The 26,015-nt window shown below is 61.6% G+C and carries 26 protein-coding genes and 2 tRNA genes; 6 read left to right on the forward strand and 22 right to left on the reverse strand.

Features of this window, described 5'->3' with window-relative positions:
• Positions 1 to 32: 32 nt before the first annotated feature.
• Positions 33 to 2,207, reverse strand: coding sequence for an OmpA family protein (locus AC0L28_RS28305; RefSeq protein WP_473481506.1), 2,175 nt, complete (start codon positions 2,205 to 2,207; stop codon positions 33 to 35).
• A gap of 211 nt (positions 2,208 to 2,418) precedes the next feature.
• Here AC0L28_RS28305 and AC0L28_RS28310 point away from each other — a divergent pair, with 211 nt between their 5' ends.
• Entirely contained in the window at positions 2,419 to 2,865 is a 447-nt protein-coding gene (locus AC0L28_RS28310; protein WP_091595075.1) for a YcgN family cysteine cluster protein, read from the forward strand.
• Positions 2,866 to 3,117: 252 nt separating this feature from the next.
• Complete coding sequence (locus tag AC0L28_RS28315; RefSeq protein WP_287195875.1) at positions 3,118 to 3,483, forward strand: hypothetical protein; 366 nt, start codon at positions 3,118 to 3,120, stop codon at positions 3,481 to 3,483.
• Between the two features lie 189 nt (positions 3,484 to 3,672).
• Here the strand turns inward: AC0L28_RS28315 and AC0L28_RS28320 are convergent, their stop codons facing one another.
• Entirely contained in the window at positions 3,673 to 4,380 is a 708-nt protein-coding gene (locus AC0L28_RS28320) for an SIMPL domain-containing protein (RefSeq protein WP_473481507.1), read from the reverse strand.
• A gap of 246 nt (positions 4,381 to 4,626) precedes the next feature.
• Here AC0L28_RS28320 and AC0L28_RS28325 point away from each other — a divergent pair.
• Positions 4,627 to 4,702, forward strand: a tRNA-Ile gene (locus AC0L28_RS28325).
• A 118-nt stretch (positions 4,703 to 4,820) separates the two neighbouring features.
• On the opposite strand, the gene AC0L28_RS28330 is transcribed toward AC0L28_RS28325, so the two are convergent.
• The 3 genes from AC0L28_RS28330 to AC0L28_RS28340 form a co-directional block, all read right to left on the reverse strand.
• On the reverse strand, positions 4,821 to 6,011 hold the full coding sequence (locus AC0L28_RS28330; RefSeq protein ID WP_473481508.1) for a tyrosine-type recombinase/integrase: 1,191 nt from the start codon (positions 6,009 to 6,011) through the stop codon (positions 4,821 to 4,823).
• 4 nt (positions 6,012 to 6,015) lie between these two features.
• The gene (locus AC0L28_RS28335) at positions 6,016 to 6,237 is read right to left on the reverse strand and encodes a helix-turn-helix domain-containing protein (protein ID WP_473481509.1); all 222 of its coding nucleotides are present in this window, start codon (positions 6,235 to 6,237) and stop codon (positions 6,016 to 6,018) included.
• 71 nt (positions 6,238 to 6,308) lie between these two features.
• On the reverse strand, positions 6,309 to 6,554 hold the full coding sequence (locus AC0L28_RS28340) for a helix-turn-helix transcriptional regulator (RefSeq protein ID WP_077383584.1): 246 nt from the start codon (positions 6,552 to 6,554) through the stop codon (positions 6,309 to 6,311).
• A gap of 766 nt (positions 6,555 to 7,320) precedes the next feature.
• On the opposite strand from AC0L28_RS28340, the gene AC0L28_RS28345 reads away from it, so the two are divergent.
• Positions 7,321 to 7,635: a hypothetical protein gene (locus tag AC0L28_RS28345; protein ID WP_473481510.1), complete on the forward strand. Its 315-nt coding sequence runs from the start codon at positions 7,321 to 7,323 to the stop codon at positions 7,633 to 7,635.
• A 232-nt stretch (positions 7,636 to 7,867) separates the two neighbouring features.
• A complete protein-coding gene (locus AC0L28_RS28350) occupies positions 7,868 to 9,118 on the forward strand; it encodes a DUF4062 domain-containing protein (protein ID WP_473481511.1) in 1,251 nt (416 codons plus the stop codon).
• A 308-nt stretch (positions 9,119 to 9,426) separates the two neighbouring features.
• On the opposite strand, the gene AC0L28_RS28355 is transcribed toward AC0L28_RS28350, so the two are convergent.
• Positions 9,427 to 10,614 (reverse strand): hypothetical protein, encoded by a 1,188-nt coding sequence (locus tag AC0L28_RS28355; RefSeq protein ID WP_473481512.1) that lies wholly within the window; start codon positions 10,612 to 10,614, stop codon positions 9,427 to 9,429.
• 99 nt (positions 10,615 to 10,713) lie between these two features.
• Here AC0L28_RS28355 and AC0L28_RS28360 point away from each other — a divergent pair, with 99 nt between their 5' ends.
• Complete coding sequence (locus tag AC0L28_RS28360) at positions 10,714 to 11,463, forward strand: hypothetical protein (RefSeq protein WP_473481513.1); 750 nt, start codon at positions 10,714 to 10,716, stop codon at positions 11,461 to 11,463.
• Between the two features lie 635 nt (positions 11,464 to 12,098).
• On the opposite strand, the gene AC0L28_RS28365 is transcribed toward AC0L28_RS28360, so the two are convergent.
• The 16 genes from AC0L28_RS28365 to hisD form a co-directional block, all read right to left on the reverse strand.
• The gene (locus tag AC0L28_RS28365; RefSeq protein WP_473481514.1) at positions 12,099 to 13,523 is read right to left on the reverse strand and encodes a ubiquitin-activating E1 family protein; all 1,425 of its coding nucleotides are present in this window, start codon (positions 13,521 to 13,523) and stop codon (positions 12,099 to 12,101) included.
• Entirely contained in the window at positions 13,463 to 13,942 is a 480-nt protein-coding gene (locus tag AC0L28_RS28370; protein WP_473481515.1) for a hypothetical protein, read from the reverse strand. Before AC0L28_RS28370 ends, AC0L28_RS28365 begins: the two co-directional genes overlap by 61 nt.
• Positions 13,935 to 14,423 (reverse strand): DUF7665 family protein, encoded by a 489-nt coding sequence (locus AC0L28_RS28375; RefSeq protein ID WP_473481516.1) that lies wholly within the window; start codon positions 14,421 to 14,423, stop codon positions 13,935 to 13,937. Before AC0L28_RS28375 ends, AC0L28_RS28370 begins: the two co-directional genes overlap by 8 nt.
• Position 14,424: 1 nt before the next feature.
• Entirely contained in the window at positions 14,425 to 14,913 is a 489-nt protein-coding gene (locus AC0L28_RS28380) for a hypothetical protein (protein WP_473481517.1), read from the reverse strand.
• A gap of 99 nt (positions 14,914 to 15,012) precedes the next feature.
• Positions 15,013 to 18,360: a UvrD-helicase domain-containing protein gene (locus tag AC0L28_RS28385; protein WP_473481518.1), complete on the reverse strand. Its 3,348-nt coding sequence runs from the start codon at positions 18,358 to 18,360 to the stop codon at positions 15,013 to 15,015.
• The gene (locus AC0L28_RS28390; protein WP_473481519.1) at positions 18,357 to 19,028 is read right to left on the reverse strand and encodes a hypothetical protein; all 672 of its coding nucleotides are present in this window, start codon (positions 19,026 to 19,028) and stop codon (positions 18,357 to 18,359) included. Before AC0L28_RS28390 ends, AC0L28_RS28385 begins: the two co-directional genes overlap by 4 nt.
• On the reverse strand, positions 19,025 to 19,819 hold the full coding sequence (locus AC0L28_RS28395) for a sigma-70 RNA polymerase sigma factor region 4 domain-containing protein (RefSeq protein WP_473481520.1): 795 nt from the start codon (positions 19,817 to 19,819) through the stop codon (positions 19,025 to 19,027). The genes AC0L28_RS28390 and AC0L28_RS28395 overlap by 4 nt, the downstream gene beginning before the upstream one ends.
• A complete protein-coding gene (locus AC0L28_RS28400) occupies positions 19,816 to 20,037 on the reverse strand; it encodes a hypothetical protein (protein WP_473481521.1) in 222 nt (73 codons plus the stop codon). Before AC0L28_RS28400 ends, AC0L28_RS28395 begins: the two co-directional genes overlap by 4 nt.
• Positions 20,038 to 20,795: 758 nt before the next feature.
• Positions 20,796 to 21,998, reverse strand: a complete 1,203-nt coding sequence (locus AC0L28_RS28405; RefSeq protein WP_473481522.1) for a tyrosine-type recombinase/integrase — start codon at positions 21,996 to 21,998, stop codon at positions 20,796 to 20,798.
• Positions 21,999 to 22,210: 212 nt separating this feature from the next.
• A tRNA-Phe gene (locus AC0L28_RS28410) sits at positions 22,211 to 22,286 on the reverse strand.
• 197 nt (positions 22,287 to 22,483) lie between these two features.
• On the reverse strand, positions 22,484 to 22,687 hold the full coding sequence (yacG, locus tag AC0L28_RS28415; protein WP_027155506.1) for a DNA gyrase inhibitor YacG: 204 nt from the start codon (positions 22,685 to 22,687) through the stop codon (positions 22,484 to 22,486).
• Complete coding sequence (locus tag AC0L28_RS28420) at positions 22,684 to 23,310, reverse strand: Maf-like protein (protein WP_473481523.1); 627 nt, start codon at positions 23,308 to 23,310, stop codon at positions 22,684 to 22,686. Before AC0L28_RS28420 ends, yacG begins: the two co-directional genes overlap by 4 nt.
• 27 nt (positions 23,311 to 23,337) lie before the next feature.
• Positions 23,338 to 23,556 carry a translation initiation factor IF-1 gene (gene infA, locus AC0L28_RS28425; RefSeq protein WP_006200926.1) on the reverse strand — a complete coding sequence of 73 codons (219 nt, stop codon included), beginning with the start codon at positions 23,554 to 23,556 and terminating at the stop codon, positions 23,338 to 23,340.
• Between the two features lie 204 nt (positions 23,557 to 23,760).
• Entirely contained in the window at positions 23,761 to 24,225 is a 465-nt protein-coding gene (locus tag AC0L28_RS28430) for an arsenate-mycothiol transferase ArsC (RefSeq protein ID WP_473481541.1), read from the reverse strand.
• A gap of 1 nt (position 24,226) precedes the next feature.
• On the reverse strand, positions 24,227 to 24,712 hold the full coding sequence (locus AC0L28_RS28435) for a UPF0262 family protein (protein WP_473481524.1): 486 nt from the start codon (positions 24,710 to 24,712) through the stop codon (positions 24,227 to 24,229).
• Between the two features lie 5 nt (positions 24,713 to 24,717).
• Complete coding sequence (gene hisD, locus AC0L28_RS28440; protein ID WP_473481525.1) at positions 24,718 to 26,010, reverse strand: histidinol dehydrogenase; 1,293 nt, start codon at positions 26,008 to 26,010, stop codon at positions 24,718 to 24,720.
• Between the last annotated feature and the right edge of the window lie 5 nt (positions 26,011 to 26,015).

Consider the following 26,015-nt stretch of genomic DNA (forward strand, 5'->3'; position numbering starts at 1 on the left):
CAGAAACCAGTTCAGGTTCCTGGAATTGCGAATTAATTCGCGCTGGCGACCGGCGCCACCAGCGAGGTGATGCGGCGGATGGCGACGCGACGGTTCTCGCGCTCAGGCTCCGACGTATCGACCTTGAGATACTCCTCGCCATAGCCCTGTGTCGTCAGGTTCTCCGGCGGGATGCTGAAGGCATTGCTCAGGGCTTCGGCGACCGCCTCGGCGCGACGGTCGGACAGAGCGAGGTTCGCCTCCGGCTTGCCGACGGCATCGGTATGGCCCTCGATCAGGAAGGTTTCCGCCGGGTTCTTCTCCAGCAGCTTCTCCATGGCGGTGGCGACGCCTTCCAGTTTCTGCACCTCGGTTTCGGGGATCGAGGCTGAACCGAATTCGAAGTTCAGCGTGTCGAGGTCGATGCGGCGGGCGATGTCGCGCACGCGGGCCGAGCGCTTGACCTCGTCGATCGAGTAGAGGCGCTGCACCCTCTCCACCGGCGGCTGTTCAAGGAAGGCATAGTAGTCTTCCGGATCCTCGACCTCTTCGGAATCCAGAATGTACTCCTCGCGCGGAATGTCGATCCGAATCGGCGGCAGGTCGTCGCCCGGATCGCGCCAGTCGCCATCGTCCTCATAGTGTCGCTCGTCGACATAGCTCAGCACATATTCGCGCCCATCGGGCGCGATGCGTGAACGCTGGACGACGTCGCCGTAGCGGTTGCGGATGGTGACGATCTGGATACCATTGTCACGCTCGACGATTTCCCGGGTGCGATTGCTCGACAACTCCTCATAGTAGACGTTCCGCGCGCCACGCCGCATGCGCGGCGCATCGTCGCTTTCCACGATCGTCTGGTTGTTGAACTGGAGGATGACGCGGTCGCCCAGTTCCCTGACGACGTCGACCCCGCGCGGGCGTTCACGGCGGCGGCGAATGTTTTCCTCGTCGGGCGCACGCTCAACGCGTCTGCCCTTTTCCTCCGTCGCCCGAACCATCCTCTCAAGCTTGATCGCCTGCTGGGCCGCCCTGTCGTCGGTGGGCGGCGGTCCCTGGTCGACCGGAGCCGGCCTCGGGGCTTCCGCCTGTTCGCCGTCCTGCTGGGTGGGCTGACCACCCGCGTCCAGGCCGCCGGTCTCTTGCGCGTTGTCCCTGCCGCCCTTGCGCTTGCGCCTGGCATCCTTCTGGCTGTCGAACACGGGAGCCTCGCCTTGGGCCGGACCCTCCCCTTCAGCGGGCGCGGCCTGTTCGCGCTCGGCGGGCTGCTCGCCGGTTGAAGGCTGCTCGCCTGTCACCGGCTGTTCGTCGACAGGCTTCTTGCCGCGTTCCCTGGCCTGATCCCGGGGCTTGTCGCCCTCAGCGGGAGCCGTTTGCTGGTCGGTCGGAAGCGGCTCGGCCTGCTCGCCGGCTTCCTTGCTGGCTGGCTGTTCGGATGGTGCGGCTTCGATCTGCTGGTCCTGTTCCCGCTTCTTCCTGCGCGGCGTCACCTGCTCGTTGTCATTTGCGGGTGCGACCTCTTCGCCAGGCGCAGCCTGCTCGGCTTCCTGCTGCTGTTGCCGGTCGCGCTTCTTTCTGCGCGGTTCGGGCTGTTCGTCGCTGGCAGGCGCCGCCTGCTCGGCGGGCTTTTCGGCAGGTGCTGCTTCCTCCTGCTGTTGCCGGTCGCGCTTCTTCCTGCGCGGTTCGGGCTGTTCGTCGCTGGCAGGTGCGGCCTGCTCGGCGGGCCGTTCGGCCGGTGCGGCTTCCTCCTGCTGTTGCCGGTCACGCTTCTTCCTGCGCGGTTCGGGCTGTTCGTCGCTGGCAGGTGCGGCCTGCTCGGCGGGCCGTTCGGCCGGCGCGGCTTCCTCCTGCTGTTGCCGGTCACGCTTCTTTCTGCGCGGCTCGGGCTGTTCATCGCTCGCAGGTGCGGCCCGTTCGGCGGGTGCGGCTTCCTCCTGCTGTTGCTGCTCGCGCTTCTTCCTGCGCTGACCGCCCTGCTGCTCCTCGCCGGAAGGCGCGGCCTGTTCCTCGCGCTTCTTGCGAGGCTTCTGCTCCGGTTCCGCCTGCGGTGCGCAGCCTTCCGCCGACTCGCCTTCGGGGCAATTCGATTGCACGGGGATCAACGGCGTGGCGGTATTCTGCGGTGGGTCGAACGCGGCACTGCCCTGCAACGGGAATGCGCCCAACGGCGCGGACGCCATCAGCAGGCCAAGTGCCGTGCCTGCCAGAATCCGTGGTTGGCGTTTCATTAAAAATCCTCCTTTGGCGTCCCATCCCGGCCCAAACTGTTCATCAACCGGATTGGTTCCGGTTAGCGGGCATTAACGGCTACGAAGGGCAATTGGCCGGCGTTTTGAAGGCGACTTCGTGTTATTCCTATGGTGCCGGCCTATGGTGCCGGCGGGGTCAGCGTCTGTTGCGGTGCTTGACCTTCACCCGGTCAGGGGCCACATCCCGACGATGGAAACGCCGTTCTGGAAAACGAAGACGCTCGAGGCGATGACCCCGGCCGAGTGGGAATCGCTTTGCGACGGCTGCGGCAAATGCTGCCTGTCGAAACTCGAGGACGAAGACACTGGCGCGATTTACTGGACGAGCGTCGGCTGCCGGCTGTTCGACGCCGAAACTTGCCGCTGCTCCGATTATGCCAACCGGCTGGCGCGTGTCCCGGACTGCGTCGGTCTGACGCCGCAGAATGTGCGCACCATCAGTTGGCTGCCCAAAACCTGCGCCTACCGGCTGGTCGCCGAGGGCCACGATCTCTACTGGTGGCACAGGCTGGTTTCAGGCAGTGCCGAGACGGTGCATGAGGCCGGCATCTCCATGCGGGGCCGGGTCAGCGCCAGCGAGACCGATCTCGCCGAGCCCGACGACTATTTCGAGCACATGCTGGACGACGAGCCCTAGCGACGGGCCTTCAGGAACCGGAACCGGCTGCCCGACAGCGCGTTTTCGACCCAAATGGTTCAGAACCGACCGGATTGTTCAGAACCGGTAAGCCGAGAAGACTGCGCAATTGCTTGTTTCTACATGAACCAGAAATGAACGGCCGGTTCGTAAAAAGTTCAGATACGCAAGCGCATTCTCCTCGCCATCGGTTCGACCAAGACACATTGGTTCGACCAAGGCGGGCGGAAGCCCTGAACAAGGAGAGAAGACATGTTCAACACGATCAAGACGGTGGCCCTTTCGGCGCTTATCGGCCTCGGCACGCTTGCCGCCATTCCCGCCACAGCCCATGCAGACAGCATCTACCTCGGCTTCGGCAACAATGACGAACCGCGCGTCGGCGTCTATTCCGGCGAGGATGACGATGGTTACTACCGTGAACGCCGCCGCGAACGCGACTGGCGCCGGTCCTGCTCGCCAAACCGTGCTCTTGGCAAGGCAGAGCGCATGGGTCTGCGCCGTGCCCGTATCATCGACGTCGGCCGCCGCACGGTGAAAGTAGCGGGCCGCCAGTATGGCGACCGCGTCGTGGTCGTGTTCGCCAATGAGCGCGGCTGCCCGGTCCTCTACCGGTAAGCGTTCGGCACGTTGCCTACCGGCAACGGCCAGCTTGGTAGTATGACCTTCTGCGAAGGTCAGTCCGGAGTAGTAGAGCCCCCTGAGATAGAAGGGTGCGGCTCGAACAAACCCCGGAGGACCAGTCCTCCGGGTTTTTTTAATGCAGCAAAATCGATGTTGCCGGTTACCCGCGCTTCAGCGGGGCGGTCACTTCAACTCGAAAGTGACTGTGACCTGCACCGTGTAGGAATTCTCGCCGGCCTGCACCGGAACCGATTCGCGGGCCGCGTCGAAGGCCTTGGCGGTCATCGGTATCGGCGGCGGCGCGACGTTCTGGTCGGTGATTTCCAGCACCCGCCCGATGCTGACGCCGGCGGCTTCGGCCAGCGTCCTGGCCTTGGCCATTGCGTCGGCGACCGCCTTCTTGCGGGCTTCGGTGACAGTTGCCGTTGGATCCTCGTTGGAGAACGAGATGCCGCCGCCCTGGTTGACGCCGAGCGATACCGCCTTGTCGAGAATCTCGCCTGTCTTGTCGATGTCGCGGATCCGCACCGAAAGCGTGTTGGTCACCTGGTAGGCGATGAGTTCGGCTTCCTGGCTGCCGTCCGGCTTGTTGGTATAATTGTAGCGCGGGCTGATCTGGATGCCGGCTGTCTGCAGGTCGCGCTCCTTGATGCCGGCCGACTTCATTGCGGCGATCACCGAGGCCATGGCGTCGTTGTTGGCATCGAGCGCGGCACGCGCGGTCTTGGCCTCGCGCATGACGCTGAGCGTCAGCAGCGCCAGATCGGGGGCCGCGGTCGCTTCGCCTTCGCCAGTGACGACGATGCGGGGCGGCGGCGAATCGGCCGCGCCGGCCATCGCCGGAAAAGCGATTGCGGCGGCGAGCGCCAAGGGCAAAAGATGTCTGGTCATAAAAATCTCCTCGGTCTGCGATCCAGTCGCGCTTGTCGACTACCGGCATCGGCATAAAAATCGGAATCGATTTTCGGGAAGCTCGATGCGTAGATTCAAAGCGTTAGAGCGTATTTTGTATTTTGCGCGTCTAAGTGGACGCACCTCGCTCTAATGTCTGAATATGGGCTGATTTGGACGATTTCGGCCAGCCCATCCGGAAAGCCTTGTGCGGTTCGGGGAAAAACATTAATCCAGCCGCGTGTGGGGCCTGTAGCTCAATGGTTAGAGCCGGCGGCTCATAACCGCTTGGTTGGGGGTTCGAGTCCCTCCGGGCCCACCATGACAATTGATTTCATTGCGAAAAAGTCGCCCTTGCCCACGCCATGCCCACGCTTTGCCCACAGCGCTTTGGCAGCAAAAAATCCTCTGAACGGGCGCGCTTTCGAACGGTTCGCGATTCATTGTGAGCCGACGATGCGCAAATTGGCCCGCCGCTTCGCCTGATCGCGCTTTTCTTCTCGCTGGTTTATCGCTCTAGCAATGTCGACGGCAATGCGCTTCTTGTTCGCCTCACGGACGTATTCGTCGGTCACCGTCATCGACGAATGTCCCATAGCCTCCATTATGGCACGCGCTTGGATGTTGCACTCGGCCAGGTAGGTACCGAATGTGCGGCGCAGTCCATGAAGCGTATAGCCATCGGGTATTCCAGCCTGCCGGGTCCAATGCCGCATCATGCCGGTTAGGCTCTTTTCCGAGAAAGTCCTGCCATAAGCAGTCTTTAAGACGGTGCCGCCTTTCGATCGGTCGAGAGGTTCAAGCGCGGCTGCCAGCTTGTCTACGACCGGAATGAACATCTCTCGACCCCCGTGGCGATTGCGGTTTTTCTTTTGCCGAAAATCAAAGGCTTCGATCAACACCAGCGAGCCGTCGAACAGCTCGATCTCCTCGCTCACCAGATCGCACCATTCAAGAGCAGCGATATCGGCGCGCCGATTGCCGAGCCAGAAACCGAGTGCGTAGCAGGTCCGAGCAGGCGTACCAATTGGATGCCGCTCTTCGTACTTTTCTCTGATCCCGATTGGCCAAGCCGGGTTCTTGGTTGACCTCGGCACGCGTACTCGAATGGACAGCGACGGGTCGTCTTGCGGCTTAATCCATTTCTCGACTTGGATTGCCACCCACAGCAGTTTTTTGATCGCGACGAGAAGGTGCTTGGCAGCCGTCCGGTTGGCAAGAAAGATGCCCTCGATTATCGCGCGCAGACGATCGGCATCAAGATGTTCCACTGGCGTATCGCGCCACGTCAGTGGATAGTCAGGATCGACCTGCATCTCAAGGAAGCGTTCAATGAGCCGCAGGTTCTTCCGCTGCGTTGCCTCGTCAAAGTCCAGCCATTCCATGGTAGTTTCGAGGCGACGTGCTGCATGCCCAAAAGTACGCGGCAAGGCGCGCCCCGGCATGTTGATAATTTCCGCGCTGCCAGCGCGACCTTCAACGGCACGCCGGTAGGCGATCTCAAACGCTTCGTCGCCGGGCTGGCCGGGTAAGGTTATTTGTCGAGCACGGCGATTAGCTCGGAAGCGCCAATACTCCTTGCCATTGACCAGGCGCGAAGAAGCTCCAGGGTAATCAGGATGTTTGGCCATTGAATTAATCTCCGCGCTGCAAGTGCTCGCGTAGGGGCTTCTGCAACAAGTTCTCACTTTTCATGGCAGCACGCAGCAGGACGGGGTAAGGAAATCCTCTGCCTTGCTCTATACCTTCAAAGGTGCGCTTCGGTATTCCCAGCACCTTGGCCGCGGCTTCGGCAGTGAACCCTTCCTTGGCCCGCCATGCTTTCACGTCTTGTGCAAGTTTCTCATTCTCGTTCACGTCATCCCTTCCGCTCCGGCTATCATGGTACTACGTAAGCAGCGCATACGCAACGAGCGTAGTTGCCATCTTTATTCTACGTCCCGTTTGCTTCGTTTCAACAACTCTTGAAGGCCGCTATCTTTGTCCGGTAACGAGGTGAAAGCGATATCCAGGGCTACACGATCCCAGACAGCGCGGCTGTTGATGCGCTTGGGTTTCGGCATGCGCCCATCGGCAACCATCTCGTCAAAAAGCGTCGATCCGACACCGATGTAACGAGCTGCTTCCTCACGAGATAGCCCTCGTGGGGCATACGAGATTGCGTCACTCTTCATGGACGCTGCCTCGGTCCTGATATTCCGGGCGTGTTGGTATCGAAGCACAAAACCACATCCTAGTTGCCATTTCGTAGCGAGGAGATCGTGTTGGGCTAAAATAAGAAGAGCCTCGCTAAGCGGAAGCGGCCTGGCTCGTTCGTTCGGCGTAAACTGGCAGCAACGTGTGAACGGGGGCATTCCGGCAGGAGAGCAATCCGTGGGCAAGTCGGCGGACGGCTTTTCGCTGAGCTGGCGATCAGTGAGCCACTACTCAGACGTCGCGTTCGAGGCCGATAACGGTCGGTCAGCTTCTGGCCTCCTGGAGATAGAAAGCGGCCGGCTGACGGCAGCCATTTTCACGACAGAACGTCGTTGACGTCGTCCGAGTTGGCGCTGCGTCCTATCATCGAGGGCGTGCTTCGGGGAAACGCAACGCGTGGCAAGCGAGAGCGAAGCCGGCGACCTTACCTCCAAGGATCCAGGTTGTGGATTTCGCCGAATTTCTTGCCATCGACGACAGCTTCGCGAAAGATGGACCCGAGACTCCTTGTCATGAGTATGGCCCGCAAATCCGATGTCACCACAGGAAAGACGATACCTGACCGAACTAGCTACAGAGCTGTCGCGACTCTACGGCTCGCTCGGCAGATGAACGAAATGGACTTCGCGGCCTCCCTCGGCGGCGAGTTTCGCGGGATGCAGGACGCGGGCTGGTCCACCCAAATCACGGCCGCAGACCGCCTATCTCCGGCAGGTGGAGATCACCGGTCGACTCGGAGGCAAGGTGCTGGCTGCGTTTCCGCGGCAGGGAAACAGTGACGACGAAATCACAATCAATGGGATCGAAGCAGCCGGCTACGAACCACATGTAGTTCCGTTGGACCCTAACGGATTTGACGACCTGTTGAAACAGGTCGAGCACCACGCCATGCAGAATGATCGCCGGACGAAGGAGAACGGGCCTCTGATCGCGAGCCCCTTCGGTTTCGTGCAGTTGGCCGATTCATCCGCCCTCGATGACTTGTTGCCACCCCCGATTACCGAGATCTTGTTCGACGAAGCCGAAGGGGCTTCCGACAGACCGGCTGACGGTGGCTAAATACTCCAGCACGACCGCCCACGCCGAGGAACGGTCTGGCCCTCCTCACAGGTCTCGGCAACGTGTAGCCTTGTTCCCCAAGAGCCGAGTCGTACCACCGATGTTGTCGAAATCTTGGCTGGCTTCACCAGGGCGGGCCTTGCCAGACTTCCCGCTGGATGCATTTTGTTCTGTTCTTGCGGGCACTGTTATCACAAACCTCAAGGTCGGATAGAGAAGGCTTAGGACAAACATGGACCGACCTACCCTGTTTCTGTCGTCCACGGTCTACGATTTTTTGGACTTGCGTAGTGCACTCAAGGACTATCTTGAACTCCGCGGATGCAGGGTGTTGGCGTCGGAGTTTACTGATTTCACGCATCCCCTCGACAAGCACTCGTATGAGGCGTGTCTGGCGGCAATCGAACAGGCCGACCTCTTCATACTCTTCATTGGCCGAAGGGTAGGCGGCTGGTTCGACGAACCCAACCAGATCAGCATCACCAGAGCCGAATACAGGCACGCCTACGACTTGGCGAAAGCAAAGAAGATACGCATCCTCTGCTTCGTCCGCTCGGACGTCTGGGATCATCGCCAGAGCGTGCGTGACCTAGCCAAGGCTCTTAGGGCCGATCCCGAATTGAGCGATCAGCAACGCGAGAGGCTCGCGAACCACCCGAGTTTGGCCATGGAGAATGCCAAGGCGGTGATCAGCTTCATCGAAGAAGTTGCAAAGAACAACGAGACGGCTGCCGCTACTAAAGGGCTGGGTACCGCCCCAATTGCGAACTGGATCTGGCCGTTTGCGACTTTCACGCAAGTCCGCCAGGCGATTGATCCGTTGGTGCTCAATGGCCTCGCGGTTCGCGACGCGGCGGGCCGGAAAGCACTCGAGGAGCAGCTATTGGCCATGCTGCTGGGGATCGTCCCGCGTATCACTGACGGTCCCTCAAACCCGATTAACGCGGCATTGAATGTTGTTAAGGAACTCGGCCTGAACTCCAGCAACTTCACAGGCACGCTTCAAGTCGGCGAGAAAACCTGGAACCGATTAGTAGTGCTTGTGCTTTTCTCGATGGACGCGAAGGTTGATCCCACTCCCCTTCAGGCTCATTTGAGCTCAGGTCTACTACTCGAGTACGACCCAGCAGCGGGCGCCTACCGGCAGACCAGTGAATTCGACCTGCTGGTCAAAGTGATCAACCAGGCCAAGCTCCTCGACAGGTCGGGCAACGCCGACGGGACCGATTTGCTGAAGTGCGGGAAGTCGGTCGACCGGAACGGTAGCCGTATGGTACCGGCAGTGACCCTTACTGCATGCGCTCATCGTTTGCTGCGATGGGTCGATCTCATTCAGACTGGGAAAGCTCTGGCGCGATCCCTGGCAGGAAAACCAGTTACGAAGCTGGTGCCTATTCCATCGTCTCCAATCCTTGACCAGGTTCGTCAGCTCGAGGCAGAGGCGGTTACGCCTGAACAGATGCGCGCCTTCATCAATGACTAGCTCTCAGGCACCCAGTTGGTTCGAGCGGCAACCTCGTCCTAGCGCTGGAGCACACGTGTCGATGCTCCCGTTCCGTACGGCTCATGACGACACCATCCCGCGACCATCGCCACCCGGCGACGAGTGACCATTTTAGCAGCCCACGGCCGCCTGTCCGTGACAAGGGCAGACCGGGTTCTATGGCTGGCGCCACCGAACCAGCCGGCACCTCGCCGACGAACTCACGCTCCACCGCATCGAGTTCGCGCTTATCGCGGTGAATCGGCCCCGCGCCGTCCGGAGTCGCTTCCAGCGCCGGCTCAGGTGGATCAGGTGTAAAATGCCAGTTGGTCGAGCGTGAGTAATGCTTGCAGCGCCCGCACCTGCGTATAGCTCTCGGAATCGGCTTCGCCATGTCCAACGGCGTGACGCGAACTTGCCTTGCCGGTTCGCGCTGCTGGATCGAATTCGGCGAAGGTGTGCGACTTCAAATAGTGCGCGAACGCCGCCGGAAACAACAACGTGTCTGGGTGGCCCGCTTTTTGCTCGGCGGATTGCACCGCGAATTCGAGAAGTTTGCCGAGCTTCGCGCCTTTACCATGCAGATTCCGGTACGCATCCCGCAGTATACCCTCGATCTCCGTCAGGACGATTTTCAGCACGGCAACGGCATCGCCGGACGCGAAATTGTCCAGTGCCGATCGAAGCAGTTTCTCCTTGCCCGCGAAATGCGGTTTCGACATCCACCGCGCAAACATGCTCTCGACCCGCTGCACGTCGAAAGTCGACAGCAGCTTCGCCTCGACCTCGTCGAGCTCGAACCCCGCCTCGCAGTGGCTGGCGAGCTCGCGGAACTCCTTGCCAAGTATCTCGACGAACGGAAACCACCCGGCCTCGATGAGTCGTCCGAAAACATTTGCGTCCGCAATTGCGTCGTAGAAGTCACGATATTTGAGCCGGCGGTGAAGCGTTCCAAGATCCCTTTCCATGTTTTCAATGGAGAGGTCACCATCCGGGTTGAAGTCGCAGAACAGCGCAAAACGCCAACCCTCCCGAAAGATGCAGAGGACGCGATCTTCCTTGCCGATCTCCACCAGCGGGAACGACATTGCAGTAACATCCGCTATGTCCGTCTCGAAAATGAAGGTCCCCGCAGTCATCGGACGTTTGACCAGAGCCTTGATCGACACTGCCGCCGCATCGAGCCACAGATCGCCCGTGTTGTCGGGGTGAATCACAAGCAGAATAAACCCCGGGCTGGTAAGGCTGACAGGGTGCCCAGCTTGAGCCGAGCGATACTCGATATGGGCGCTCAGGTTCTCGACAATGCGGTGGAAAAACCGATCATCCGTCGTCAGACAAAGTCGGGTCCAGACTTTTATCGTCCCGCCGCCGCGAACAGCTTCGGCGGAGACTCCATTGAGCTGCAAATCGGTCAGCTTGATCGGCTTGCCGAGATTTCCGGCAAGGACACCTGCTGCCGGCAGATCGGGTTTGGGTTCGGACGATTCGGTCATGGCAAACCGTAGCACATTGGAAAGTTTGACCTTGGTGCAAACACAACCGGGACGCCACAGGTCGAAATAGCCGCAAAATGGCTGTGTGAGCTTCCTGCGTTGCAGTTCGTCGGTTCGCTCGACTGGGAGAGCAAGAGCTACGGTGGCAATTTTGTTGCAAATCCGGCCGCTGTTCGTGCGAAATGGCGGGAAACACGACTGAAATCAGACAAGCGGTCGACCCAGTACGTTCGTGTGCCGATACGATATGGGCGGCTGTCACAGAGTCGTGGCGACACCTACACGATGGTCTTCTCACCCGAGCTTGGTTCACGCCTAGGCGTCGGCAAAGTCATCCGCTGTCGCAATGCGGTGAACGGCACCGACGATCTGATCCAGGAGGCAAGTGAACTCTGGAGAGCGGAGCAGCCAGGAGGCAAGGACGTGATCTCGGCAGGTTGGGGGTGTGTCGCGATCCTGACTTCGCCGAGTTTCTTGGACCATGAGGATGCGCCGGTTCGGACCAAGCTACTGCAGGATTGGGCAGCATTCACGGGAAGACAAGGTGGGTACGCCAGTGTCACGTTTTCAGCAGCCGACCGCGCCGCCACCGGGGACAGGCCTGTCATTGAAAATGGCCGCCTCGATATTCCTTGGCCGAGATTCAAAAACAACCGGCCGCTTTCGGTCGATCTCGTCCTACTGACGGCAACCAAGCCGAAAATCATCAAGGGAGTATATCCCACCGTAGGTGAAATCACTGGCGCATGGATACAAAAGAAAAGCGAGGACTACTATTTTCGCAACAATAGGCTTGCTGGCATCCGCACTGCGGATGACGAGGAAATTGAAGCGCTTCTAAATAGATAAAAAACTCAAAGCGCTCAGTAGAGCGGGAGAAAGGTATCGCAGGATCACCGTACCGGTTACGCGAGGTGCGAACATCTCGCCGCTGTCGTTATAGCCACGATGAGCCTCGACACGTCTAGTGCGCGGGCGCTTTCGAGGATCGATTGAGCGATCATGGCCAGATTTGTATTCATCGGCGATCTGCGCCGTTTGTCGCAGCGCCGGTTGCGATCCGGTAGTGCTCGTCAAACCGGTGCCGTCCCGTCAATTTCGGCGGCCTTCCCTCGGCCTGGCAGACCGCTACGATCAACAATGCGGAGCTTTCCGACTTTGCACAGCGAACTCTGATCTTTGCGTCGCGACGACAATCCATTCATTGCTGCCAATCCGAGCAGATAACGGTGAAGCGCCGGCGTATGTCGCGTACCCAACTCTTCCGTCGATGCGGCACCAAATAACTCCGCGCGCGCGATCACGAGAATGATTTCATATCTCGGTTAAACACGTCGCGGAGGGGGGCGTGGGCTGCGGTCACGTCGGCTGCGTCGCCCGTTAGGGCCGAACGGCTGGCCTCGGCGAAGATGATCGGCGGTGTCCCGCTTTGGAAATCGCGTGACCAGGACGTCCCCGTTACCGCAGTCCAAAGCCTAAAGCTATCAGCGCAGGGTCGTGTAGCCAGGATTAAATCGCTTGAGCGCCTGGCCTTCCACGCACTGTCTGGCACCTAGGTCTCGAAGGGTTAAGTCGAGCACGCACAGGCCGGGCCTCTGGTTGAGGCAGCGGACGATCTCCATCAGTGCCAGGGTCGCGGCGATCACCCCGACAAAGGGTACGCCGACAGTTCTAGATGCGATTTCCAGCAAGCCGCAATCATCCAGGCCACGCGCGGCCAAGTCGTGATAAGCGGTCGCCGTCGCCACCGCCTTGGCGTCCGCAATGCGGGTGCTAGAGGCCTCGCCCCATCGCTCGCGCGCTGTGACCGGGCCGGGGAACGTATGCAACCGCATGGCTAGATACTCACGCGGACCCGCACCCAGACCTGCGTCGACCACCAGGTCGAAGTGGGGGTCCTCAAGAGTCGCCCGCGCCTCTGCGTTGTCCACGCCGCAGAACAAGACGCGCGGGTCGTCCTCGGCCAATGCGATATCGCCGGCAAAACGCCGCTCGACGAGTCGAGTCCGGAACCCCCGCGCCTCCGCCCATGCCGCCATTTCACGAGTCTTAGGTCGGCCGACCATGTCGACTCTGGTCAGGACGGACGTGCTGTCGTTCGCCAGGGCTAGGCAGTCGAAATCTTGGAGGGTTAGTTCTACGTCGCTCGGGCGTTCGAATGGGAGCAGGCCGAGGGTCCACAGGAAAGCCTGGCCCAAGTGGCCAAGGCCGAGGATCCAAAGCTTGCTCGGCGCCACCCAGGCCGCGGGACCTGCGCCGCTGCGCCAGGGTGCGCGTGGATCCCACAGGGACAAACCTACGTCTCGGTCGCCCGCCATCGGGTTGCCGCGCAGGCGCTGGAACACTTCAGCGACGGCCAGGGCGCCAGCCAAGACGGCGGCGGGAATGTCATTCGCACCTTCGGCCAGGCGTTCACCCTCGCCCGCGACGCACACGCCTCCGCGCCAGTCGCTGAAGGTGACCTGCAGCGCCATGGCGGGCGCCCCGTCGCCCAACCAGGCGAGCGGAGTCTGCGGCGAGGGCTCGGCCCGAGGCGTTCCGCCAAGCGCCACAACCGCGTCTCCCAGGGTTTCTCCGAGACCAGGAAGATCGACCAGCAAGGGGACTTGGAGATCGCCAAGGACTTCCACCCCACCTAGCAAGGCGCGCCGCCCGCAATTGACCATGGTCAATAAGGCGGCTTGGATGGCAGGGGACTGGCCGCCTGCGATGCCGAGGCCGATCGCCATGCGATAGCCGGCAAACAAGGCGTAGGCGGTTTCGACGCTGTCGGCCTCGCCGCTGTCCAAGGCCATTTTGACCCCCCGATGCAAGGTGTCAGGGCGCGTTTCGGTGATCATCTGGCTTATCATGAGAAAGTTCCTGTTTTGATGATGCAGCGGCTGCGCCATCCGCTCAAATTGGTCCAAGTGTGCGAACCCTTGTAGCGGTAGAGGCCCATGCGGTGGCGCCACACCGGGTCGCGGGCGAAGCGTTCGACGATGAGGGCCAGGTGACCGGGCCGCGCGATCATCGGATTGCGTCGATCAGCCTCGCTCTGGGTCGCGACGCCTCCGTGGGTGTGGACGTCGGCCAGCACTTGCAGGCCCGAGGACCGGCAGATCCCCCAAAGGCTCTCGAAGGCGTCGGCGTAAAGGATGCACACTCCAGTGCTGTAGGCATTCGCATCGAGATCGTCGTAGAACACGCACCTCTCGAAAAGGCGCCGATCGCCCTGGCGCTTGCCGAGCAGAAAGGCGCCGCTTTCGGTCCTGCCGCCGCCGCGACGGCGCAGCTCGGCCATGAGGGCGAGCCATTGATCCCGCGGGATAAAGAGTTTGTCAGCCACCACGCACCCCTATGTAGTCCACGCTGTTCAGCAGTTCGTGCAGGAACTCGAGGTACTGCTGGAGGCCCTTTTCAGGGCGCCAGATGTACGCGGCGTGCTCCTGAGGCCAATTCGCATGGCCGGCGATGCTCATCCGGTCGCAGGGCGCGTACAGGCAGCTCCCGTTCTGCCAATCCGGGCGGAACACCGCAGAGACCCGGCGAGCGCCGGCAGGCCAGAGGCCGAAGGGCAGCGGCGCGCCGGTTGCGGAGAGCCAAGGCCGCGCGGTCGGCGGGTCTTGCGGATAGCCTGTGCAGTCGAACCGAACGCCGTAGGTGTCAGGAGCACCGGTCCGGGGCGCGGCGGTGATCTCGACGTCGACAATCGGCCAGGCGATGCCGACGATGCGCCACCGGCCGAGGTAGACGGCGAGCTGAAAGCAGCCCTCCGCCACCTCGTCCAGGAAGGCCTGCTCGTCCGGGCGGGTGAGCAGAATGGTCATGCTAGCCCTCGACCCGCTTGACGGGCACCAGGCTGAACGCCAACTCGCAGCAGCCGGACACGAGCGCGCCGATCTGCACGTCCGGGTCCGGCCGGTCGGTGGTCCCCGTGATCTGCAGTACGTGCTCGCTGGCGTCTACCGGCGACATCTTGAGTTCGTGCACGTACCAGCGCTTTACGTGGTTCACCGTCGCCGTGGGCGAGAACTCGTGGCGCACTTCGGACGTGTCGGCGTAGTGCAGGGCGACGTTGATCTTCTTGCAGCGGTGCACATGGACCCGGTGCTTGTCCTTCACGCCCTGGTGGTGGAGCGGCTTGTCGACGTGCAGCGGGTGCTCGTCTTCGCCGGCGAAGACCATGGCCTCTTCGATGGCCGAGCCGAGGGCGGCCGCGGCCGCAAGGACCGCGTCGGGCCTTGCGTCTTCAGCGACCTCGATCAGTTCGATGGACCGACGGCCCTCGATCTGCATAAACAGTTTCAGTTTGGACATTGGGAGGAAACCTCTTGCTTGGTTGGTGCGGTTTTCACCGCCGCAAGAGGTTCAAGATCGATCGGAGCGAGATCGGAAATCAGTCGGCCGGATTTCCTGCTAGAGGCGCAGCCCGTCCGTCGGACAGATGAAGAAGAAGGGGCAGGTCGGGCAGTTGCGGCTGTTGCGTTTCGGATCGAACCGACCCGCGGCAATGGCGGTCAACGCCTCCGCCGCTTCGTCGACCGCCTCGGTCAGTTTGCCGGCGGCGACCGTGGCATCTTTCTGGCTGCCATCGAGGAGCGAGATATGCAAGAAGCTGGCGGCCACCCCTTCGTCGCGCTTCACCATTGTTTGTAGGAGCGCATAGCGGGCCTTCGGCGTTTCTCCGCTCTTGGCAAGCCGCCCAGCCTTCATCCGCTGGATGACGATGCCGCTTCCGGCCATTTGGATGTGATCGGCGCGGGCTGTAATCGTCACCCCCTCGATAGTAAGGCGCCGTTCGGCCGCCAAAGCATGACCGCTCATGGCCGCGCCGGCATTGACCAGCATCCGCTGCGCGGCGCCTCTATAATGTGTCGCCGCGGGGTGGTCGGCTGGGCCGCGCTCCGACCAGCTGTTGTCCAAGTGGACAGCGACGTCGGCTGCTGAGCGGGCCGACTGTCCCCGGATCCAGTCAAGACCCGCGCGGATAACGCTGTGAAATCGAAGGTACGGCGTGTCCGCGAGCCGGCGAGACAACCCCAACGTCTCGCCGTAGTAGTAGCGACGAGGACAACCGAGGTAGTCTTCGAGGGCGGTGACAGCCAGTTGCGGCGGCAAGCCGCCAGGGGCTTTTTGTGGCGCTGGGCTGGGATCTGCCGGACCGGTGGCTGTCCATTGCGGAGCAGGCTCACCGCGGGGTGCCAGGATCGGAGACAGCGGCTTGAGCAGCTTCGACGGGTTGGGCCTCGACGATCCGCCATAGCGGTTGGCCCTAGACACGGTCAGGCGGTCCTTTGCGCGAGACAGGGCCACGAACATCAGGCTCTCTTCTTCGGCGTCGGTTGTCATCAACGCGTCGTCCGCCGCAATGCCGGGCGGCAAAGGGCAGAGATCCGGCCGAGCGTTTGGGGGGAACCAGGACGGGCTGACCGATGGGATGTAGACGTGCGGGAACTCTAGGCCCTTGGCGGCGTGCACCGTCATGAGTTGGACGGCGTCGATGCCTGAAGCCGCGGCCGGAAGGCGGCGGAGCTCCTTCTCCTCGTCCAGGACCTCAAGGCGGCGGATGTGGTCGAGGAAGTCACGTTTCGGGTTGCGATTCCCCGGGGGCCGGTGGCCGAAGGCCAGGGTGAGAAGTTGATAGACGGCTAGTTGGCGTTGCTGAGCCGCCACGTCGTCCCCGCCCAATGGCGCGCCGTAGACCGCGCCCGGCTTGCCAAACAGGAAGGCGGATATGAGGGCATGCGGCGAGGTCTTGAAGTCAACGCCGCCAAGGTCATCCACAAACCGTTGCAGTCCGGCGCGGCCTTCCACCGACAAGGAGGCCTCGTTGACGCGCTTCAATGCGGCTAACATGGTGATGTCGGCTTCCTGCCTGAAGCGAAACATCTCCAGAATGTCAAGCACCGGCGTGCCGTAACGCGGAAACTGAGCGACGCGGAGCAGGCCAATGCCGTCACGCTCTCCGGCGACGGAGATCAAAGACAGCAGATCGCGTACTTCGGGCCGCTCGAAGAAATCGCCGAAGTACAGCGCCGGCACGCCCGCGCGTTCGAAATGCGCCGCCAAGGTGCTAAGCACGCCGTGGGTCCGCGCCAAGACGGCGTGCTGGCTGTACCCGCCTGGCTGAGTGCGGCGCGCCAGGATTTCCTGAGCCAGGCCCTCGGCTTCAGATTCACGTTCGGTGGCGACGCGATACGCGACCTCGCCGGTGTCCTTGCCGCGCTTCGGCGACAGCTCCCTCTTCGAGGCAAAGGTGGTGGCGGCCATCGTTCGCCCGTAGTGCTCAAACAAGCCGACAATCCGCCCGCCTGAGCGATAGTTCACTTCCAGATCTTTGAACTCCGCGCACGGGAAGGTATCGGCGAAGCGGCTCATGTTAAGCGGCGAGGCGCCGCGGAATCGATAGATCGATTGCCTGACGTCGCCGACGACCCATGGGCCGACGGTTGGGTTAGCCAGCTGCTTCAGCAGGGCGGCGCTCGCCGTATTCATGTCCTGGTATTCGTCGACCAGGATGTGCCGGTAGGTCTGGCGGATTTCGGCAGCGATGTCGGCGTGGCGTGTCAGCAGATCGACGCTGCGGGCGATAAGATCGCCGAAGTCCACCCAGCCCCGAGTTTCCAACGCCTTCTGATAGACCGCATAAATGTGGGCGGCTTCGAGGGCTTTATCCTTGGCTTCGCCCTTTGGCATAGCCTGCGCTCGCGCATGGTACGTCGGCGGGTCGCACAACTCATCCTTGGCGCGCGATATGGCGTTCAGCACCGACTTCAGGCCGCGTAGCGGTTCCTGTAGGTCAAAATAATAGTCGAGCTGGAGTTGCTGGAGCTCCGTCTCCAGAAGGAACAGCGAGTCCGCCCGGTCCAAGAGCTTCGGCGCGCTGGGCAGGCCTAACCGATCTCCGTAGAGGCGGAGCAGTTCCTGGCCGAAGGCGTGAAAGGTGCTGCACCAAACCGCAGTCGCCTCGGCCCCAAGTTCGAGACGCAGCCGGCGGGAAAGGTCATCGGCAGAGGCGTTGGAATAGGTCAGGGCAAGAATGGACGCCGGATCGGCTTGCTTCTCGCGGATGAGCCACGCCGTCCGGGCCACCAAAGTACGCGTTTTGCCAGTGCCGGGGCCGGCTCGCACCTGCACAGGACCTGGATCTGCCTCCGCCGCAAGGCGTTGGCTGTCGTCCAACGACGGACGGTCACCGTCGGTGGCAGACGGCCGATCTTCCGGTAGGAGAAGTGCGTCGGCCATCTGTTGCTGGACCAGATTCAACGGAAGACCCAATTCGGCGGCGATCGTATCGGCCGCGAGGCGTTGCGCCAGACACACCGCCCTGAGGCGCCGACGAGGCAGCAATAACTCCCGGCCGTAGACATTTGCTTGAGCTTCCCGGCGCTGCTTTGGGCTATAGGCGTCGCTCTCGCCTACCGCCGAGCTTTCGGGCTCGGCGGCCGCATATGGATCGACGTCACCATCGTGGCAGTCGTCCTTCGGGTGGTGCAGTCGGTGATGCCCGAATTCGTGGGCGACGTGGAAGACCCGGTCCTCGGGGCTAAGCGTCGCCGAGACCAGAATTCTCGGGCCGTCGGGATCGTAGGAGGCCTCGGTGTTGTCCAGCAGCGCATCGCCCGTGGGCAGCACCATGACCTTGACCCCGCTAGCCTTCTCCGCTGCGGCGAGAAGGTCTGCGGCCTGAAGCAGACCAGCCTGAGGGTTCAGTTCGTCGTGCCAGGCCGCAGCCTGTGTGCGCAGTTCGGACCAAGCGCTCATGCCGTCGGCTCATCCGCATCCGCAAGTCGCCGCAACCAAAAAGTCTTGAGATCGTCCGAAAGCGTTGAGGCATTGATAGCCACTTCAAAGGTCTCGGTTTCGATTTTGATTTGCCCTTTCGCCTTGCGCAGATTGCCCCTAGAGGACGCGATCGGCCCCCCGGTGACCGAAGCAATCACATGCGCTGGCGGGATGTGAAGCTCGTCGGCGATTCTACGGAACACCTCCATAGGCCGCCGCCCGACGATGCGTCGGCGGTCCAGTTTCATCATCAATCCTGAATCCAGGCCGACACGGACGGCGACTTGGTCTTCCGTTAAGCCGCTCGCACGGATCAGCTGCGACAGACGCGGAGTCAGTGCTTCGCCTTTGTGCTCTCCGCTTTTGCTATAGACGCCCGTTGAGGCTTGCCTTGGAGCATCGTGACGGTGGGCTAAGACTCGGCTCACGCCAATATTCGCAAATTGTTCCACGCTCCAGTCAGAAGGCGTCGTCTCCTCATTCAAAGCTGTTTGAACGGCTAGATTGGCAAAGAACGCCACCAGCTTGTCGCGGTGCTGGGGATACGTGGCAATCGCCACGATGAGATTCTCGTGGGTCGGCTCGACGCCGTCGACGATGAGGTCGAGGATGACGTCGTCCGCCGTTGGCTGATCCATACGGCTCATGACTCTGCTCCATGCGCTGCGCGCATCTGCTCGATTGCTGTGTTTATCCAATTTCGAATTTGACGATCGCTCATCTTGAACCTCTCGCAGAGGGTCGGCGCGCCGTCTGGGCCATCCTTGAGCGGCCAGTTATAGATGTGCCGGAGGATGAACGCTTCCCGGTGCCGTGGATCGGTCACCGCGTTAAGATACCTCAGTGCGCCTCCAGCTTCTTCCTCTGCCTTTGCAAGCAGTTGCTGTACGGGGTTGGGCGCGTCTGACGCGAGACTGTCGACGGTCTGCGTGCACTGCCCGTCTTCATCGCGATCAGCCGATTGAAATTCTCGCGCTTTGGGACGATCTCGCCCGATTGCGCGGAGTGTCGCTTGTTTGACGACAGTCGCCGCGTCGATCTCAAGATATTCGGCGGTACGTGACGGCGGGGCTTCGTTGAGCAGATCGCCGAGTTCATTCGCGGCAGTGATCTGGATCTCCTCGCTGTCGGCCGTGCCGTAGCCCCTTGACCAACGGTCGACGATGGGCTTCACGCGTTCGAGAAATTGATACGTAAGCATCCCAAGAACATGCGGATCGTTGTCATGCAGCCGAAGGCGAATGAGATGAACTAGGGTCTCGATCCGCCAAGATTGATCGCACCAGACTGGATGCGACATGCCCAGGGCGCGGGCGATCTCGTCCTCCACAGCCTGATGGCGCGTGTAGGGCTCGCCGCTCTTCCGGAAGCACGTCAGAGGCGCCGCCCTTCTTTGGGCGGTCTCATGATGCTCCCGATCGCGCGATGACTGGCTCATAACAGGCTCAAGACGCGTTTATGCGCGACCGGAACTCCGGCCGCGAAATTTTTTGAACTCGATTTTCCTGCCCCTGTGAAAGCCACCTCGCTGGCGATGGAGGGATAGATGCGGACGTTCGCCAACGGATCATCATCTCCAGCCCCCAAGGCGACCAGCGCCTCGTCCTCTATTTCGTGGCTTCTGTCACGACGTAGTAGTTCGTCAAAGTGGGTCATCAAATGCTATTCTGATGGAATCTGCGGGCAGTACCGTTCGAGTAATCATTGCGTACCGATCTCCTGTTCCCTCAGATGCGAAGTGGATTGATAGACTCCACACCCCAAAGTCCTTTTCATTGTCGGTGACGACTATGCACTCGTTCGCCTCGGTGATGGCGGTTTTGATTTCCAACCTGATTTGACCCGGATTTTCAATCGAGAGGTGACTCACCCTTAAAGTTATGCGGATCGAATCGCGGCTAGGTCAAGACATGAGTGGACTTCTTCTTGCTTCGGTTTGCGAGGAGGAGATCTTCCACCAACTCGTCGCAACGGCCCACAACGGCCGATGACGATCGGCGAGCTCCGCCCGCTAGATCAATTACATCGAAGGAAACCGCGCCAGTGCGACCTCGCTGCGCGATGGCCACATGCCGGGTCCGGTCGAATTATTCCATCCTGTGGAAGACATCCTCGTCTGAGGCGGTCAGCTGGCGGGCCTCGGTGAGCGCCGCGGCGAATTACCGCCTTCAGGGCGTCCGTTTTTTGCGGTGAACGACCGGGATGAGGCGCAAAGCTCACTTTCACTTCCCGCCATGCATGGGCCGAATTCGAGTCAGAATGCTTGGCTTCACTGGAATTTTGGGCAGTGTCCCGAAAGCGGGAGGGATCACCCTCTCGCAGCGTTAATTCAGTACAGTGGTATAGCGCTGCAAATCACCATTCGTCTTGGTCATTGGGTTCGCCAGACCATAGATGGCCCAGTTCAGGGGTCTTCAACCGCCGGTAATTTTCACCCGCGCGTTTTTGCTCTCGAGTTCATCCAGATAATCGGCCCACCATTGCATCATCTTTACGCGCTCTTCCCAGTGCTCTGCCCGGGCGTAGGCGCGACGAACGTCGTTGTTCTCAACATGGGCCAGCTGCCGCTCTATGGCGTCCGGATGCCACTTTCCGCATTCGTTTAGCAGAGTCGATGCCGTTGCTCGAAAACCGTGCGCGGTAGCCTCTTCTTTACCGTAGCCCATGCGGCGCAGGGCGGCGTTAAGCGTGTTGTCGGAAATCGGACGCGAACCCGATCGAACACTAGGAAACAGCAGCAACCCACCACCAGAGATTTCTCCAAGTGAGGTCAGGGCGCTGACGGCCTGCGTTGCAAGGGGTACGCGGTGCGGCCGTCGCATCTTCATGCGTCCTTCAGGGATGGTCCAAACCGAGCTTTCGAAATCGAACTCGTCCCATCCGGCCGCGCGCAGCTCGCCGGGGCGGGGAAACAGCAGGGCCATCAGCTTCAGGGCGGCTCGGGTTGTAGGCTGTCCGTCAAATGCATTGATCGCCCTCAGCAAGCCTCCCAAGGCCTTAGGATCGGTAACCGCGGCACGCGGCGTGACCGTCGGCCCGACGAGTGCGCCCCTCAGGGCGACCGTCGGATCTACATCGGCGCGTGCGGTTGCGATTGCATATCGAAACACGCTGCCGATGGTGGATCGCAGTCGCCTGGCCGACTCGTATCGACCGCGAACCTCCACGCTGCGGAGAGCGGCAAGAATTGTGGCCGGATCGATCTCCCGAACGCTTTTGTCCCCAAACGTTGGATAGGCAAAGTCGAGCAACCATTTGACCTTGGTGATGGTCCGGTCGGCACGTCCCTCCTTCTTCAGCTTGTCGACATAGTCCTCCGCGATTAACCGAAAGGTGTCCTCTGCCGAAGCCTTTTGCAACTTACGCTCTTGTGCGGGGTCGACGCCACGTAGGAGGAGACGTTTGGCGGTATCGCGCGCCTCGCGTGCCTCAGCGAGGGAGATGAGGGGATAGCTGCCCAACGCCAGAAGCTTCTGCTTGCCGCCAAAACGATAGGCGAGGCGCCATAGGCGAGATCCAGTGGGCTGCACCCAAAGCTGGAGCCCGCCACCGTCAGTCAATTTCATGAGCTTGGAAGCGGGTCGGGCATTTCGGCATTTCACGTCGGAAAGGGCCATTTTCGGGACCTCCATTTGGCTGCATCGATACCATCAGGATCTCCACTACCAGCGAAAATACCAGCCCTCCGCCTCGTTGGACCAACTACGCCGAAATTCCACAAAACCCGACCAACCGCGCCTTGCGCGCCAAAATCAACAAGGATTTCAGATAGTTGCAGATACGAAAGCGTAGATGCTTCGGCGAAAGAAACTGTCGGGAGAAGAGGGGATGGTGCCCAGAGGCGGATTCGAACCACCGACACGCGGATTTTCAGTCCGCTGCTCTACCAACTGAGCTATCTGGGCCTGTTCCGGCACGCGGGCAGTTCTGCACGCCGGATTTCTTGAAAGCGCCGCAGGCGCCCCTTGAAAGCGCGTGGGTTATAGCACGGGAATCCGGCCTGTCCAGCGCCTAAGCGTTGATTTCAAGCGGCAAACGAGCAATCACTGGACAGCTCGATTCATGGGACGTGGTCGAAGTCACCAAGCCGTGCCGAACAGCTTCATTTGGGAGGGTCGTTGTCCGTTTCGTCCTCGTCGTCGCGGCCCGGAATGACATAGGCGCCCTTGAGCCAGCGGTTGAGGTCGATGTCCTTGCAGCGCACGGAGCAGAACGGGTAGGTCTCGCGCGCCGACGGCTTGCCGCATTCGGGGCAGGGCCGCTTGGGGCGCAGCGGCGTGACCTTGTCGTCCGAACCTGAGTTCATGGCCGAACTGACTGCCAGTTGGCATGCACCTTGAAGCCCTCGCCGGCCAGCAGCGCCACCGTCTCATAGAGCGGCAGGCCGACGACGTTGGTGTAGGAGCCGACAAGCTTGACGACGAAGGCGCCGGCCAGACCCTGGACTGCGTAGCCGCCGGCCTTGCCGCGCCATTCTCCCGAGGCCACATAGGCGTCGATCTCGGCGCGCGGCAGCCGCTTGAAACGCACCCTGGTCTCGACCAGTTGCTGGCGCAGCTTGCCGCTCGGCGTAACCAGGCAGATGCCGGAATAGACTCGGTGCGAACGGCCGGATAGCAGTCCGAGGCAATTGACGACGTCGTCGAACGTTTCGGCCTTGGGCAGGATGCGCCGGCCGACGGCGACCACCGTGTCGGCGGCCAGCACGAAGCTCGGTGCATAATCCTCTTCCGTCTGCAGCGAGGCCAGCGCCTTTTCGGCCTTTTCCTTCGACAGGCGCTTGGCCAGCGAGCGTGGATGCTCGGCGCGCAGCGGCGTTTCGTCGACACCGGCCGGCAGCACGCGGTCCGGCTCGATGCCCGCCTGCTGCAGCAGCTCGATTCGGCGCGGCGAACCCGAGGCAAGCACGAGCTTCTGCAAAATGCTCATCGCGATCCCGGCCGAGCTCTGACGATCTTACTTGAAACGGTAGGTGATGCGGCCCTTGGTCAGGTCGTAGGGTGTCATCTCGACAAGGACCTTGTCGCCGGTCAGCACGCGGATGCGGTTCTTGCGCATGCGGCCGGCGGTGTGGGCGATGATTTCGTGTTCGTTTTCAAGCTTCACCCTGAACATCGCATTGGGCAATAATTCCGTGACGACACCCGGAAACTCGAGGACTTCTTCCTTCGGCATTCGATACCTTTGCTTGGATGGATTCCCAGCGCCTAGAGCATGATGCCGAAAAGTGTGAAGCGGTTTTCGGACGACATCATGCTCTACTTCTTGGATTTAGAGGCGGATTCAGATTTCAGGTCGAACAGACCTGAAATCATCCGACTCTAGCCGGAATTTGGGCGGAACCTATATGATAATCGTGCGCTTGTGAACATGCTTAAATCAGCCCGGTTTCTCTGCTTCCGGCGCCAGAAAACGGCGGCCGATCCGCGCCCTCAGCCGTTCGCGCACCTCGCGATAGGCGGCTATGATCTGCTCGCGCGTGCCGCCGACGCCAGTCGGGTCCGGCATCGGCCAATATTCGACGTCGACGGCAAGCGAGCGGGTAAGCTCGAGCGCGGTGTGATGGGCCTCCGGCGACAGCGTGATGATCAGGTCGAAATAGTCGTCCTCGAGATCGTCCAGTGTCCTCGGGTGCCGGTCGCCGAGCGAAAGCCCGTCCTCGGCCAGCACGGCGTCGACGAACGGGTCGCGTTCGCCGCCGCGCACCCCGGCCGACGCGACGAAGGTGGTGGCCGGAAGCACCTGACGCGCCAGCAGTTCGGCCATCGGCGAGCGCACGGCGTTCATGGCGCAGACGAACAGGATCGAGCGGGGCAGGATCGAGCGGGGCAGAGGGACTGACAGTTCAGCCTCGCCAGTGCAGTACGCAGACCAGCGTGAACAGCCGGCGCGCCGTGTCGAAATCGATGTCGATCTTGCCGGCCAGCCGGTCCATCAGTGTCTGCGAGCCCTCATTGTGCAGGCCGCGCCGGCCCATGTCGATCGCCTCGATCTGGCTGGGCGTCGAGGTGCGGATGGCATCGTAATAGCTTTCGCAGATCATGTAATAGTCCTTGACGATGCGCCTGAGTGGCGTCAGCGACAGGATGTGGGTTACGACCGCCGCGCCATCCTCGCGCGTCACCGCGAAGACCAGGCGGGATTCGGCCAGCGACAGTTTTAGCCGGTAGGGCCCGGCGCCGTCGTCATTGACCGGCTGGAAGCTGTTTTCCTCGATCAGGTCGAAGATCGCCACCGCCCGCTCATGCTCGACATCGGGCGTCGAACGGCCGATCGATTCGTCGAGTTCGACATCGACCAGCCTGGCACGGGTTCGATCGTAATCCGCCATGTCAGCTACATATTCAGCCGGATGGCGACGGAGCGTCCATGCCCGTCGAGGCCTTCCGCTGTGGCCAGCGCGATGGCCGCCGGCGCCAGCGCCCGCAATTGCTCCGGCCCGAGCTTCAGGATCGAGGTGCGCTTGACGAAATCGAACACCGAAAGCCCGGACGAGAAGCGCGCCGAGCGCGCCGTCGGCAGCACGTGGTTGGAGCCGCCGACATAGTCGCCGATGGCTTCCGGCGTGTGGCGGCCGAGGAAGACGGCGCCGGCATTGCGCATCCGCGCCAGGAAGGCTTCCGGCTCGTCGATGGCAAGCTCGACATGTTCGGCCGCGATGCGGTCGACCAGCGGCAGCGCCGCCTCGATTCGGGGGACGTGGATGACGGCGCCGAAATCGCGCCAGCTCGCCGCCGCCGTCCCGGCGCGCGACAGGTTTTGCAACTGGCGTTCGACCGCCTGTTCGACCGCCGCGCCGAAGACAGGATCGTCGGTGATCAGGATCGACTGCGCCGACACGTCATGCTCGGCCTGGGCAAGCAGGTCGGCGGCGATCCAGTCCGGATCGTTATTGCCGTCGGCCACGACAAGCACTTCCGATGGCCCGGCGATCATGTCGATGCCGACCGTGCCGAACACCTGGCGCTTGGCCGCCGCGACATAGGCATTGCCTGGGCCGACGATCTTGGCGACCGGCTTTATCGTTTCGGTGCCGTAGGCAAGCGCTGCGATCGCCTGCGCGCCGCCGACGCGGTAGATCTCGGTTATGCCGGTCAGGTCCGCCGCCACCAGCACCAGCGGATTAATGATGCCGCCGGGCGCCGGCACCGCCATGACGACGCGCTCGACGCCGGCGACCTTGGCCGGCACGGCGCTCATCAGCACCGAGCTTGGATAGCTCGCCGTACCGCCCGGCACATAGAGCCCGACCGCCTCGATCGCGGTCCAGCGCGAGCCGAGCTCGACGCCGGCAGCGTCGGTATAACGGTCGTCGTGCGGCCGCTGCCGCTCGTGATGCGAACGGATGCGGTCACGGGCGAATTTGAGCGCCTCGATCGTCTGCGGGTCGGCCGCATCGTAGGCCTTGGCGATGTCGTCTTGCGACACGGCAATGCCGAGGCCTTTCAGATCGGCCTTTTCGAATCTCTGCGTGTAGTCGATGAGCGCCGCGTCGCCCTCGGCGCGGACCCGCGCGATGATCGCGCGCACCACCGCGTCGACGTCCTCCGAGACCTCGCGCTTGGTCAAAAGGAACGCGGCAAACCGCTGCTCGAAATCGGCATCGGACAGACGAAGCGTGATGGCCATCTTGT

It is taken from the genome of Mesorhizobium sp. WSM4847, from assembly GCF_055811335.1.